Source organism: Streptomyces sp. NPDC042638, from assembly GCF_040647235.1.
Taxonomy (GTDB): Bacteria; Actinomycetota; Actinomycetes; order Streptomycetales; family Streptomycetaceae; genus Streptomyces; species Streptomyces rameus.
The window spans coordinates 1-12,817 of record NZ_JBEZBT010000012.1; the positions used below are offsets into that span (position 1 = coordinate 1).

A 12,817-nucleotide genomic window follows, 5' to 3' on the forward strand; every position below is an offset into this window, starting at 1 on the left:
CGACCTCTGGGTTATGAGCCCAGCGAGCTACCGAGCTGCTCCACCCCGCGTCGGTTCCTCCACTCTACACGGCGATTCCGGTGGGGCTGTCACCTGCTTCGGTGGCGGACGGTGTTTTCGGCGTAAAGCTAGAGTTGAGGTTGAGGGATGGCTCGACGGGGGCCTGCGGTTCCCCGCGAGGTCGGGCTCAGCAGTCCCGCGCCACCGGTCAGCGAGCGCATTCACGACCGTTACCCCCGGCGTGGCGGCGGACCCGGCCGACCTCTTCCGCGGACGAGGGGCCGCCCGCAGCGTCCTTCTCGTCGACGAAAGCCACCAGCCCGGCACCAACCTGGAGGAGGTGCGCACCAGCCCGGCGTGAGGAGCAGTGCGGTTCCCCCGGCCAGTCGTCGCCGGCCAGTCCGTCGCCGAGCGGCTGCGCCCCGAGCGCGGTCCGGAGCTCGCCCTCGGGGGCCCGGCGGGTCTGACGGGAGATCGCCCGGCTCGCCCTCGTCCGGGCTGCCGGAACCGTCGGCCGGCTTCGGGCCGCAGTGGTTCGGTCACCGCCCAGGACTCGTCAGGCGTGGTGGGGTGCCGGTTCCGGCTCGGGACGCAGCGGTGCCGCGCGGTGGGGCAGCAGGAGGGGCGTCGCCAGCAGGAGCACGCCGGCCAGGCCGATGGCCGTACGCGGGCCGAGCAGGGCGCCCAGCACACCCCAGACGGCTGTCAGGAGCGCGGTCGAGGCCTTGGTCGTCACCGCCCAGGCGGACAGCGTGCGGGCGACCCGGTCGGTGGTGGTGCGCTCGAGGCGGCAGGTGGCGTAGACGGGGTTGAAGACCCCGCAGCAGAAGATGAGCCCGAGCTCGACGCCCGTCACCAGCAGCAGTCCTGTCGTGCCGGGTCCGAAGAAGGCCAGGCCGACCGACCAGAGCGCGCGCAGGGTCCCGCTCACGACGAGGACCCGGTGCTGTCCGAACCGGGTGACGAGCGGCCGGGCCAGCCGCGAGCCGAGCAGTCCGCCGATCGAGGGTGCGGCGAAGGCGAGGCCGTACTGCCACGGGGTGAAGCCGAGCCTGCCGAGCATCAGGACGGCCAGCAGCGGCTGGGCGGCCATCACCAGGCCGTTGAACAGGGCGGTGTTGAAGAACAGCGGTCGCAGTGTCGCGTCGGCGAGGATGTAGCGCCAGCCGTCGAGCAGGTCCCCGGCCCGCAGGCGTGCGGCCGGCCGGCGCGCGGGCCGCGGCTCGTGCCCGCCCGTGGCACGGATGCCCAGGGCCGAGAGCAGGTAGCTGGCCGCGTCGACCACCACCGTGGCCACCGGGCCCAGGAGGCCGGTCGCCGCGCCGCCCAGCGGCGGTCCGATGATCGTGGTCGTCCAGGCCGTGGACTCCAACCGGGCGCCTGCGACGAGCAGTTGCTCGGCCGGCAGCAGCGTCTTCAGATAGGCGCCGGAGGCGGAGCGGAAGGCGATGTCGGCCGCCGCGACGACGACCGAGACCAGCAGGAGCTGCAGGAAGGTGAGCGCTCCCAGTGCGAACGCCGCCGGGATCGTCAGCAGTGCCACGCACCGCACCAGGTCCATCGCGACCATTACCGGCCGCTTGCGGCGGAATTCCACCCACGGGCCGAGCGGCACCGCCACGGCCGCGCCCATCGCGGCCCCCACCGCGGAGAGCGCGGCGACCTCGGCCGGTCCGGCGTGCAGCACCCGGATGGCGATCAGCTCGAACGCGCCGAAGGCGAGCCACGTGCCGAGCGCGCTGGTCCCGTACGCGCCCCAGAGCCATCCGAACCGCCGCCCGAGCCGCTGCCCGCTCCTCATGCCCGACACCCCTCGGCTCATCGCCGCACAACCGTTGCGCGATCGGAAGCATCAAAGCGAGCCCCACGATCAGGGATCAAACAACCGCAGGGCCGGTGGCCACAACCGATCGTTGTGGCCGTAGGATGTCGGGGTGGACCTCGACATCGTCCGGACCTTCGTCGCCGCCGCCGACGCGGGGCAGTTCCAGGAGGCCGCCGCCGAGCTGTCGGTGACGCAGCAGGCCGTGTCCAAGCGGGTCGCCGCGCTGGAGCGCATCCTCGGGGTGCGGCTGTTCACCCGCACTCCGCGCGGCGCCGAGCTGACCATCGACGGGCAGGCGTTCCTGCCGCACGCGCGCGAGCTGCTACGCGTCGCCGAGCGCGCGGTCGACTCCGTGCGCACCGGCCGCCGGCCGCTGCGCGTCGACGTGATCGCCTCACGCGGCGCGCAGTCGGGCCTGATGCGCGGCTTCCACCGCGCGCACCCCGAGATCGACCTCGACGTGGTCATGCTGCTCGACATCGACACGGCCCTCACCGCCATCCGCTCCGGCACGATCGACGCGTCCTTCCGCGCCGTCGCCGCGCCCGGTCGGCCCCTTCCCGAGGACATCGAGTCCGTCCGGGTACTCGATGAACCGCTCCAACTCCTGACCGGCCCCGCCCACGCCCTGGCGGGCGCCCGGTCGGTGACCCTCGCTCAGCTCGCCGGGCACCGGATCTGGATGCCGGGCCTCGCGCCCGGAACCGAGTGGACCGCCTACTACGACGAGCTGGTGGCCGAGTTCGATCTCACCATCGAGGCGACCGGACCCAACTTCGGCTCCGACGCGCTGCTCGACACCATCGCCGACACCCCCGCCCTGGCCACCTTCATGGGCGAGCACACGCGCCTCATCTGGCCCGCCGGCCACGGTCTGCGCCGCATTCCGGTCACCGACCCGACGCCCGTCTACCCGCACTCCCTCCTCTGGCACCGCGACAACCCCCACCCGGCGCTGGCCACCCTCCGCGCCCACCTCGCCGCCACAGCGGCCAGGCACGACGCCGCCGGAACCTGGACGCCGGGCTGGGTGATGCCGCGCTGAGCGCCCTCCGGTCACCGTTCACCCGCACCGCACCGCACCCCACCGCGCCCCGGTCCGGGCCCGGCCGTGAGGCCGTACCCGGCGGGACGTGGAACGTGGGGGCGGCACCTGCGTGGCCGTTGTACCGGTCAGTCCCACTGCTCGTCGGCGAGTGAGCTGACCGGCTGCGGCTTGCCGATGACGGCCAGGGCGATGAAGAAGTTGATCTGGCCGATCGCGACGGTCAGGGTGGCCAGCGCCTTGTCGTCGTAGTACTTCGCCACCTCGGCGTACAACGCGTCGCTGACCCGCTCCTTGCCGTGCGGCGCGGGCTGGAGAGTCGCCTCCGCCAGGGCGAGGGCGGCGCGTTCGGCGCCGGTGAAGTAGGGAGCGTCCTGCCAGGAGGAGACGGCGGTGATGCGCTCCTCGGACTCCCCCGCCTTGCGCAGGAAGCCCGTGTTGAGAATCGTCAGGTAGGTGTTGCCGACGATCTGTCCGGCGCGCAGGTGGATGAGGTTCATCGTGGTACGCGGCACCGACCGGTTGCCCGTGGCCCGGAAGAGGGCGGCGCTGATGTCGCTCAGCTCGGGCACGAACTTCCCCGGGTCGGGCATCCGGGAGATGGAGGTGTTCGTCATGGCTGTTCTCCTTCGTTTCGGCCTGACCGGCGTCTTCAGCGCACTGACGGATCGGCGCACACGGATGTGACAGGAGTGCGGAGAAGTTCTTGGCCCAGTGCCGGAGGACGGCAGTGCGGCGCCGCCGCGACACCTCTGACGCGTGATCACGGCCGGGGGTGCGGGACCGGCCGACTGCGTCGGGCCCGCCACGGGCGGTGAGGACGAACCCGCGTCGGCGCCCATGGCAGAGCCGGGTGTGGGCAGGGCCGTCGGTGGCCACTGATAGCGTGCCGCCTCCTGCCGGTCAAGATCACGAAGGGACGGCGGCTGTGTCCGATCTGACGCGCCACGACATCAGCGAACAGCGCATGGATGAGGCTCTCGACGACATCACCGGACGGGTCCGGCGGCGGTGGCACCGCCTGCTCCACGACGGCGCCTCCTCACAGGAACTGCGAGAGATGGCAACCGAACTCCTGGACCACGTCGCCGCGCGCACGGTGCGGGCGCGTGCACTCGACGACGCCTCCCGGCTCGCACTGCGGACCGCGGCGGAATGTGCCCTGGGCGCGCTGAGCATCGGCTGTTTCCCCGACGGCGACCAGGAGGTCGCCCTCCCGCTCATCGGCGAGCGGCTCAGCAGCGAGGACACAACCTTCGGCGGCGGTGTCGACCTCGCTCCGGTATCCAGGACGTGGCTGGATGCGTTCGCGCTGTGTCTGGTCAGTGGTCTGGTGTGGGACTGGCAGCGGGTGATAGGTCTGCTCCTGCGCGATGACTACGCGCCGGCCGTCCACGACGGGAGACCGCACTCGAAGCCGACCCCGGCATCCGATCCGGCGGACACGGCGACGATGGACGCCCTGTGCGGCTACCTGACCCGGGCGGCGGGACACCTGCCCCGCGACTGGCCCACTGTGCCGCTGTGCAAGCCGGACGCCGACGAGCGCGCCGAAGCCGCCCGGCGCCTGGACGCGGCAGGCCCCCTGGCGCCCGGCCAGCAACTGCTTCGTGTACTCCTCGACGATGACCGGACCGCCTTCGAACAAGCGCTCACGGCCCACCTCGTCGCACACCGGCAGAACGCGGGGCTTGACCCGGCCCCCGCCTCCCTGCTTCCGCTCGGCTCGCTGGCCATCGCCGCCCTCGCGGTGCAGGTGCACGGCTGGCAGCTCGGCGTCCGCTCCGGTTACCTGCCCCAGGAGCTGCTGGGCTCGCCCCAGGCCGTACAGCAGGCGGAGGCGATCGGCGTCAGCGATCTGGGCTACTGGGCCGCCAAGTAGCCGTGGCGTCAAGCCCTGTCCGCAGGCGGTCCGCGGCCGTCGGGGCGCGGGGGCTTGCCGGTCCAGGTGGCGCCCCGGTAGGTGCGGAGGGCCTGGACGGGAGGCTCCCCGGGGAAGCCGGCGGCGGGAAATGTCGGACCGGTCGCGGTGCGGGCGGAGTTGACCGGGCTCCCGGCCGACGTCACCGGCGACAGGGCTCGCGACGTACGGGGCGCCTGGTGCCGTCGTCGACCCGGTGGGCGGGCGGCCAGACCTGCCCGCTCAGCAGCTTTCCCGACACGGTCGACCGGTTACGGCGATGCGGATACCCTCGCGTAGGTCCCACCCCAGATCAGCGACGCTCCCAGGAGAATGCTCGGTGGCAGCAGACGATGCCTACGCAAGACTGGCCGGAACCCTGGAACGCATCCGGCATGCCTCCGGGTGCGCGCGGTTGACCGATGTGCTCGACGCGCAGGGGCTGTCGCTGGAGACGGGGATCCCCGAGCCCGCCGTACGGACCCTGCTCGCGGGGGGCCGGGCCGAAACGATCCCGGTGGCGCAGCGCGTACGGCAGCGGCTGGACTTCCTCCGCGAGACCCGCCGGCGCGACGACGGCAAGCGGTACACCCTCGAGGAGATCGCCGCGGCCGCGGGCGTGACCCGTCAGACGATGAGCGAGTGGCGCAAGAAGGGCATGCCCAGTCTGGAGTCCGCCGACCGGTTGCGCAGGTTCTTCCTGCTGCCGCCCGGATTCTTCTTCGCCGACGAACCGGAGGCGCTCCACGAAGCGCTGCAACAACGCCTGCACGAACTGGAGTACAAGTCGGATCCCCTGGGGCAGCTGCGCACGCCGGAGATCCTTCGGCTGGCCGCGCGCGGGTTCGTGTCACCCAGCGGGGTGCGGGCGATGGCCCAGTGGGCGGAAGCCGTGACCCGGCCCGGCGAAGCCGACGCCGCCTCCCAGGACCACGCCTCCCAGGACCACAAGGAGCGCGTGCCGTGAGCGGGGAGCCGGGCGGGACGACGCCGTACCCTGCGCACTCCCCCGACGTCCCCGGCGCCCGTCGGGAACCTGCCCTGGCCGGCGGCGCCCGGCCTTCCCCGAGCTGCCGGGACGGACTATGACTCCTCTGACCCGGCTTCGCCAGTGGCAGAGGTTACGCGAGCGCGACAGGCAGATGCGGCAGTTCGCCGAAACGCTCATCGCTCCGGTCCGGCAGCGGCTCATCGGTGTCGGCGTGGACGAGGGCACACCGCAGGGCGATACCCCGGCAGGTCCCGAAGCCCTCTTCGAGGCCCTGGTGGAATCCGCCAGGCAGTGGCGCGGTGAGCGCAGGCTCGTGGTGCACAGGGTGCACATCCCGCGCGAGTTCAAGGCCACGGGCATGTGGCTGGAGCGTGCGGACCGGGACGACGTCATCATCGAGCAGGACGCGGAGGTCTGGCACCAGGCGCAGATCTTCGGTCACGAGCTGTGGCACATGCGGCAGAAGGACGGCTTCTCGCCCGAGCAGCTGGCGGGCGGGGCCTGGGACGCCCTGGAGTCGGCGCACGCGCACGGCGCCCGGTCGGCCGCCGCGCGCTCGCGTTTCGACGAGGACCCCGAGAAGGAGGCCGAACTGTTCGGGATCCGCGTCGGCCAGGAGATGCGGGCACTGATGGAGCGGGACGTGATCACCGGCGAGACGGCACGCCGCATCGCGGACGCTCTCAACTATCGGGGGAACCGGAGATGAGCGGGTCGATCAACTACATAAGCTGCGGCCTGCTGTGGATCGGCCTGCTGGTGAAGCTGCCGGACCTGGTCAGGCACTGGCGTGACCCCTCGCTGCGCGCCATCAACGGCGCGCTGGCGTTCGCGTCGCTGTGCTTCCTCTTCGGAGCGCCCGCTTCCGTGCGGGTGATCAACCGGGTGAGCGGCGTGCCCAACCTGGCCGCCCCACTGACCTATGCCTCCATCACCGCGTACAGCGCGGCGCTGCTGCTGCTGATCGCCTGCTGGCGCGGCGGCCCCGGTCTGCGCCGGACGGCACGCCGCTGGATCACCGGATACGCCGCTGTTCTGGCGGGTATCGCGGTCCTGTTCGTACTCGGGGACGCCGGCGAGGAACGCCGTAGCGATTTCGACACGTACTACGCGACCGCGCCCTGGATCTCCGCCATGGTGGTGCTCTACCTGGTCGCGCATTTGACGGCGGTGAGTGTCAGTGCCGTCTGGTCGCTGCGCTGGGCCTTCGAGGCGGAGGTCTGCGAACGGCCCTGGCTGCGGGCCAGTCTGCTGACCATCGGCGCCGGCACGGTCGTCAGCTCCGGGTACAGCCTGTCCAAGCTGGCCGCCGTCCTCGCCCGGTGGGCCGGCCGCGACTGGGTGACGCTGGGGACTTCCCTGCCCCCTGTCTGTGCCGGTCTGGGTGCTGTGCTGACGGTGGTGGGGGTTCTGCTTCCCATGGCAGGCCATCATCTTGCGGCGTGGCGTGACTTCTTCCGTCTGGCGCCCCTGGATGCCGTGCTGGATCCGGTTCTCACCGACCGTGCGCTGCGGGTGGAGCGCCCGCGCTCCCCGTTTCTGTGGGGTACCTGGCGCTGGAGCACCATCCACAACGGTCTCCTCGCGATCGAGACGCTCTACGACGAGACGCTTTACGACGAGGCCCATGACGCGGAGCTGGAGAGAACCGGCGACTGGAGAAGAGCCAGTTCCACGGCGTGGGCCGCGACCATCGCCGCGGCCGTGGAGCGCAGCACCCAGCCACTTCTGGAGGCCGCCGGCGCACCGGCCCGGCTCTCCCATCCGCGGGACGGCGAGTCGTTGGTCCTGATCGCCGATGCCGTGAAGCGGTCCGGCCAGCAAGCGCGAGCCACCGATCCGGGCCGTGCCGAGGCCCGTTCAGTGTGACCGCACATCCCGGTGCACGTACCCCCCACAGACACCGCCAGCGGACGTGAACGGAGTCCCGAAAGATGAGTCTCGTTGTGTATATGGCATCTTTCCTTCTGGCTCTGGCCGCCCTGCTGCTGCGCCGGCCACGCAGGACTGCCCGCTCACCGCTGTCCATCGCCACCCGGGCCACCGCGTTCATCGCCGCGGTGTGCTTCTTCTGGTCCGCTCCGGTGACACTCGCCGCCGTCAACCACGCCGTAGGTGTCTCCAACATCGGCGCCCCGCTGACGTACAGCTCCATCTCCGCCCTGAGCTGCTCGCTGATCATCCTGCTGATCCACTGGAGAGGCGGCCCCCAGGAGCGGATACGGCGCATGACCCGGATGGCGGTCGCCGTCTACGGGACGCTGATCATCGCCATCGTCGCGCTGTTCTGCCTCGCGGGCTCGCACGAGGAGCGGCTCAGAGACCTGGACACCTACTACGCGAACACCCCGTACATGAGGGAGATGATCACTCTCTACCTCCTGGGTCATCTGGCGAGCACCATCGTGTTGAGCGCGGTCTGTCTGAAGTGGGCACGCGACGAGGTCACCGGGCTGCTGCGTACCGGCCTGCGGTTGATCCTGGCCGGCCTGCTGCTCGACGCTCTCGGCTTCACCCTCGCCAAGGTCACCGCGGTCGTCGCCCGCTGGCTCGGCTACGACCTGGACTTCCTGTCCACGAACGTCGCTCCGCCGGCCGCCGCTCTCGGCGCTCTGATCTACTCCGCCGGATTCGTGCTGCCGCGTCTGGCGTCCGCCGCCGCCACGGAACGGCAGAGTCTGGCCACCTACCGCGCCCTGCGGCCCCTGTGGCTGGCGGTGAAGGACGTCGCGACGACCCCGCCGGTCGCGGAACCGACGTGGTGGCAGCTGTGGTGGCAGCTGCCGAGCAGCCGGCTCTACCTGCTCGAAGCGAACATCCGTGACGCCCTGCTGCAGCTGACGGCGTACGTCGACCAACGCGTCGGCCACACGACGTACGCGGCAGCGGTGCAGCGTGGTGAGGGGCGGGAACGGGCCCGCGTCGCCTCGGAGAAGGCGATGATCATCGATGGCATACGCCGTGCCTCGGGCAGCGGCGCCGGCCCGGCCGATCCGCCCGAGAAGTTCCGCGTCACCGTCGATCTGGTGGAGCTGGCGCATGTGGTGCACCGCCACCAGCGGGCGGCACCGCAGCAGATGGGAATCCAGTGAAGCCGTCTCACGACCCTACGAGGAGAGTCAGTTGTCACACAGAGCCGTCGTGATCGGAGCAGGCGTGGCCGGCCTGCTGGCCGCAGCCGCGTTGTCGCGCGCCGAACCCGCACTACAGGTACACCTTCTCGACCAGGACGAGCTGCCCCAGGACCCGGCGAACCGGCGTGGTGTCCCCCAGGGCCGGCACGCCCACCTGCTCATGGCCGGCGGCCTGTCCGCCATGGAGTCCCTGCTGCCGGTGAGCGTGCGTGACCGCCTCCTCAAGGCAGGGGCACATGAGGTCGCGTTCGGCAACGGAATGCTGGCCCTCACTCCTGACAGCGGGTGGTTCCACCGATGGAGACGGGACGGCCCCCACATGATCACCTGCACCCGGGCCCTGCTGGAGTGGGTCCTGCGGCAGGCCCTGCTGGAGTGCCACCCCGACATCTCGATCCATCAGGCCACCGTGGACGGCCTCCTGGGCGACGCCCAGCGTGTGCGGGGTGTCCGCATCAGCGGCGCGGCGGACCCCCGGCTGGGCCCCGAGCTGGAAGCCGACCTGGTCGTCGACGCCAGCGGCCGGGGCTCCGGCAGCCTGAAGTGGCTGCACGACATCGGCATCACCGGCATCGAGGAAAGGAACATCGACTCCGGCCTCACCAACGCCACCCGGATATACCGCATACCGGCCGGGGCCGAATCGTTTCCCCTGACCCTGGTCCAGGCGAACCCGTACAACGGCCGGCCAGGCCGCAGCGCCATGGTGCTGCCGATCGAAGGCAACCGGTGGATGGTCAGCGCGGGCGGAACCCGGGGCGGTGAACCCCCCGCGGATCCCGAGGGTTTCCTCGAGTACACCCTCAACCTGCCGCACCCCATCGTCGGTCACCTCATCCGCGGTGCCGAGGCCCTCACCGATGTGGTGGTCAGCCGTGGCCGCAGCACCAGCAACGGCCGCCGGTACTTCGAGAAGTCGGTGCGGTGGCCGGAGCGGTTCGTCACGCTCGGCGACGCGTTGGCGACCTTCAACCCGGCCTACGGGCAGGGCATGTCCGTCGCCGCACTCGGTGCTCAGGTGCTGGCCCGGGAACTGCGAGGCGGCCTGACAAGTCCTGGCCTCTCCCGACGCGTTCTCCGCGGCGCGGCGCGCCACGTCGACATGGCGTGGTCCACCGCCGTCGCGATGGACGTCCTGTACCCGGGCGTGGCCGGCGGCGAACCGGCCTTCACCGACCGGCTCGCCGCCTGGTACACACGCCGGCTGACCAGAGCCGCCACGGGCTCCTTCGACGCAGCGGCAGCCCTGTGGGACGTCACCGGTCTCACCGCGCCTCCGGCACGGGTGCTGCGCCCGAAGGTGGTGCTGGCCGCCCTGAACGGGCCCGCCCTTTCCCCGACGTTCGAGCCTCCTCTACGGCCGTCCGAGCGGGAGGTGCTGGACCGGCTCGAGAAGTCCGGTGCTCAACCAGGCGCGTCCGGGGCGTCCCGACCCCGGTAGTCGTCCCCGCCCCGGCACGCGGCCACTGCCGGGGCACCGCCGTCAGCCCCTGACACCGGACACCGGTGCGGCACGGGCCGGCAAGGGCTTCGGAGGGATCGGATCCCCGTGCGACTGCCGCCCTACTTACCGGCGAGGGGGGTCGTCGACGCGTAGAGCGCCTCGCGCAGGGTCGCCGTGGTCTGGGCGACCGCCGCCTTGTTGGCCTGCGTGTCACGCAGCGCGTTGAGCATCATGAAGTCGTGGGTGACTCCGCTGTAGTGCGACGAGGTCACGTGCACCCCCGCCGACCTGAGCTTCGCGGCATAGGAGTTGCCGGAGTCCTTCAGCACGTCGGAGTCGGTGATGACCAAGGCCGGTGGCAGGCCGCGCAGTTGCCCGACGGTCGCCTTCAGCGGCGAGGCCAGCGGGTTGGCGCGGTCAGCGGCCTTCGGAGCGTAGGCGTTCCAGAACCACTTCATGGCGGCTCGGGCGAGCCAGCAGTTCTCCGCGTAGCGGGAGTACGACGCCGTGTCGAAGTTGGCGTCGGTGACCGGGTAGAGCATGACCTGCTGGCGGAAGTGCGGGCCACCGCGCTGCTTCGCCATCATCGTGACCGCGGCGGTCATGTCGCCACCGACCGAGTCACCGGCGACGGCCAGCCGGCTGGAGTCCAGGCTGATCTCGGCGCCGTGTGCGCCGACCCACTTGGCGACGGTGTACGCCTGCTCGATCGGGACCGGGAACCGGGCCTCGGGAGAGGGCGTGTAGTCGACGAAGACGACCTCGGCGCGGGCACCGTTCGCGAGTTCACGGACGAGACGCTCGTGGGTCTTGAAGTTGCCGAGGACCCAGCCGCCGCCGTGGATGTAGACGATGCCGGGCAGCGTCCCCTTGACGCCCGCGGGCCGCACGACGTGCACCTTGACCGGGCCCGTCGGGCCGCCCGGCACGGTGCGCTGGGTGATCTGCGCGGGCAGCATCGGGACGGGGCCCGCCTGGAGCTTGTTCAGCACGTCACGGGCGGCCGGGTACGACAGGTCGTACAGCGGCTTGCCGTCGGCCGCCGCGAGCTGGTCCAGGAAGTCCTGGTCGATCTTCTCCAGTTTCTGCGGCGGGTTGCCGCACGGCACGTACTTGGCCCCTGCGGCCACCGCCGCTCTGCCCTGGGCGGTATCCGGGGCGGCGCCCTCACGAACGGTGCCGCAGGCGCTCATCATGGTCGCCGTCGCGGTCAGGAACGCCGCCACGGCGAGGTGGCGCAGGCGGCGGGCCCTGGGCAGGGTGCGTATCGCTCCCCTGTCTGTTGCTCTCATGTCTGCGGGTTCCCTACGTGAAGGAGTCGACCCCCTCGGTAATCGTGACTGGTCCGTAGGGCGTACACCATCAGGGTTAGGCCAGACGGGACACCTCGGCACGGCGCCGCTCGAGAGCCCGGTTCTGTCAGCGGCCTCGAAATGCCCAGGTCAGGGCGGTGTCAGGATCGATCTCGAGTGGCGTCGGGTGCGAGGTGCAAAGTCCCTCTGCCTCGCAGCAGACGCCCCCGACGACGCCGTGCTCCGGCTCCGTCAGCGCGTGTCGTCCCTGCCCGTGACGGCCGCTGCTCTCATGTACGCGCTGGTCACGTCGGTTCGCCGCCGGACCGCTCCGCGCGGAGCACGGAGCACGGAGCACGGAGAAGATCACCGGATCGTGCCACTGGCCGCCGCGCCACTGCGCGGAGCACAGCACGCCCTCTCTGACGAAGCCCGCAAGGCTCGTTACTCGTACCGGTACTTCAGCGAGTCCGCCTCCGCCCGCTCGATGTCGGCGATCGTCAGTTCCGGCATGCGCAGTTGGGCCAGCGTCACCTCCGCCGAGGTCGGCTGGGCGTCCGCCGGCAGCCACTGCTCCGGCTTCCAGGCCGCGCTGCGCAGCAGCGACTTGGGGCAGTGCGGGTAGACCTCCTCGATCCCCACCACCAGCGCACTGGCCGGCGGCTTTCCCACGGCGGTCAGCTGCGACAGCAACTCCGGGCGGGTGGAGACGCAGGCCCGGCCGTTCACCCTGAGCGTCGTGGTGCGTCCCGGGATGACGAACAGCAGCCCGGCGCGTCCGGTGGCGATGACGTTCTGCAGTGTGTCCAGCCGCTTGTTGCCGGTAGCGTCCGGTATCGCCACCGTCCGTGCGTCCAGGACGGCGACGAACCCGGCGGGGCCGCCGCGCGGGGAGACGTCGCAGTTGCCCTCGGCGTCCGCGCTGGCGACCAGGACCAGCGATGAGCAGCCGATCAACCGCCGGGTCGGCTCGGTGAGTTCGGTCATCTGCTTACGCACGGCCGCGTCGCCGGGAAGTTCGTACACCTGGCGCAACGCCTCCTGGTCGGGCACGGCGTCGCGGCGGAGCGAGTCGAAGGCGCTGCTGGCAAGGGGTGTCGTCATGCCTCCGACCCTAATGGGCCGACCTGCGGTTGATCTTGGTCGGTGGTGGGCGGACCGGCCGGTGACCCTTCCTCTCCGGTAC

General features: G+C 71.2%; 11 protein-coding genes. 7 read left to right on the plus strand and 4 right to left on the minus strand.

From position 1 onward, the window contains the following. Nucleotides 1–556: 556 nt before the first annotated feature. Nucleotides 557–1,801: an MFS transporter gene (locus tag AB0B40_RS12715; protein WP_345058391.1), complete on the minus strand. Its 1,245-nt coding sequence runs from the start codon at nucleotides 1,799–1,801 to the stop codon at nucleotides 557–559. A 133-nt stretch (nucleotides 1,802–1,934) separates the two neighbouring features. On the opposite strand from AB0B40_RS12715, the gene AB0B40_RS12720 reads away from it, so the two are divergent. Continuing rightward, entirely contained in the window at nucleotides 1,935–2,870 is a 936-nt protein-coding gene (locus tag AB0B40_RS12720) for a LysR family transcriptional regulator (RefSeq protein ID WP_345058393.1), read from the plus strand. A 128-nt stretch (nucleotides 2,871–2,998) separates the two neighbouring features. On the opposite strand, the gene AB0B40_RS12725 is transcribed toward AB0B40_RS12720, so the two are convergent. Next, nucleotides 2,999–3,487, minus strand: a complete 489-nt coding sequence (locus AB0B40_RS12725; protein WP_345058395.1) for a carboxymuconolactone decarboxylase family protein — start codon at nucleotides 3,485–3,487, stop codon at nucleotides 2,999–3,001. A gap of 311 nt (nucleotides 3,488–3,798) precedes the next feature. Between AB0B40_RS12725 and AB0B40_RS12730 the strand changes: the two genes are divergently transcribed. From AB0B40_RS12730 to AB0B40_RS12755, 6 genes are all read left to right on the plus strand, one after another. Beyond that, a complete protein-coding gene (locus AB0B40_RS12730; protein ID WP_362263888.1) occupies nucleotides 3,799–4,752 on the plus strand; it encodes an immunity 49 family protein in 954 nt (317 codons plus the stop codon). 358 nt (nucleotides 4,753–5,110) lie between these two features. Next, the gene (locus AB0B40_RS12735) at nucleotides 5,111–5,737 is read left to right on the plus strand and encodes an XRE family transcriptional regulator (RefSeq protein WP_362263889.1); all 627 of its coding nucleotides are present in this window, start codon (nucleotides 5,111–5,113) and stop codon (nucleotides 5,735–5,737) included. A 118-nt stretch (nucleotides 5,738–5,855) separates the two neighbouring features. Then, nucleotides 5,856–6,470 (plus strand): toxin, encoded by a 615-nt coding sequence (locus AB0B40_RS12740; protein WP_345058401.1) that lies wholly within the window; start codon nucleotides 5,856–5,858, stop codon nucleotides 6,468–6,470. After that, a complete protein-coding gene (locus AB0B40_RS12745) occupies nucleotides 6,467–7,630 on the plus strand; it encodes a hypothetical protein (RefSeq protein ID WP_345058403.1) in 1,164 nt (387 codons plus the stop codon). Before AB0B40_RS12740 ends, AB0B40_RS12745 begins: the two co-directional genes overlap by 4 nt. Nucleotides 7,631–7,713: 83 nt before the next feature. Further along, the gene (locus AB0B40_RS12750) at nucleotides 7,714–8,853 is read left to right on the plus strand and encodes an MAB_1171c family putative transporter (RefSeq protein WP_345058405.1); all 1,140 of its coding nucleotides are present in this window, start codon (nucleotides 7,714–7,716) and stop codon (nucleotides 8,851–8,853) included. Between the two features lie 31 nt (nucleotides 8,854–8,884). Then, the gene (locus tag AB0B40_RS12755) at nucleotides 8,885–10,336 is read left to right on the plus strand and encodes a pyridine nucleotide-disulfide oxidoreductase (protein WP_345058407.1); all 1,452 of its coding nucleotides are present in this window, start codon (nucleotides 8,885–8,887) and stop codon (nucleotides 10,334–10,336) included. A 122-nt stretch (nucleotides 10,337–10,458) separates the two neighbouring features. Here AB0B40_RS12755 and AB0B40_RS12760 read toward each other — a convergent pair whose 3' ends face one another. Continuing rightward, complete coding sequence (locus tag AB0B40_RS12760) at nucleotides 10,459–11,631, minus strand: alpha/beta hydrolase (protein WP_362263890.1); 1,173 nt, start codon at nucleotides 11,629–11,631, stop codon at nucleotides 10,459–10,461. A gap of 444 nt (nucleotides 11,632–12,075) precedes the next feature. Further along, nucleotides 12,076–12,735: an MSMEG_1061 family FMN-dependent PPOX-type flavoprotein gene (locus AB0B40_RS12765; protein WP_345058411.1), complete on the minus strand. Its 660-nt coding sequence runs from the start codon at nucleotides 12,733–12,735 to the stop codon at nucleotides 12,076–12,078. Between the last annotated feature and the right edge of the window lie 82 nt (nucleotides 12,736–12,817).

Excerpts from the sequence above, each read along its gene's own strand:
- AB0B40_RS12750 (WP_345058405.1), top strand. The coding sequence starts at position 7,714 with ATGGCATCTTTCCTTCTGGCTCTGGCCGCCCTGCTGCTGCGCCGGCCA.
- AB0B40_RS12740 (WP_345058401.1), top strand. The coding sequence starts at position 5,856 with ATGACTCCTCTGACCCGGCTTCGCCAGTGGCAGAGGTTACGCGAGCGC.
- AB0B40_RS12715 (WP_345058391.1), bottom strand. The coding sequence starts at position 1,801 with ATGAGGAGCGGGCAGCGGCTCGGGCGGCGGTTCGGATGGCTCTGGGGC.
- AB0B40_RS12725 (WP_345058395.1), bottom strand. The coding sequence starts at position 3,487 with ATGACGAACACCTCCATCTCCCGGATGCCCGACCCGGGGAAGTTCGTG.
- AB0B40_RS12765 (WP_345058411.1), bottom strand. The coding sequence starts at position 12,735 with ATGACGACACCCCTTGCCAGCAGCGCCTTCGACTCGCTCCGCCGCGAC.
- AB0B40_RS12760 (WP_362263890.1), bottom strand. The coding sequence starts at position 11,631 with ATGAGAGCAACAGACAGGGGAGCGATACGCACCCTGCCCAGGGCCCGC.
- AB0B40_RS12745 (WP_345058403.1), top strand. The coding sequence starts at position 6,467 with ATGAGCGGGTCGATCAACTACATAAGCTGCGGCCTGCTGTGGATCGGC.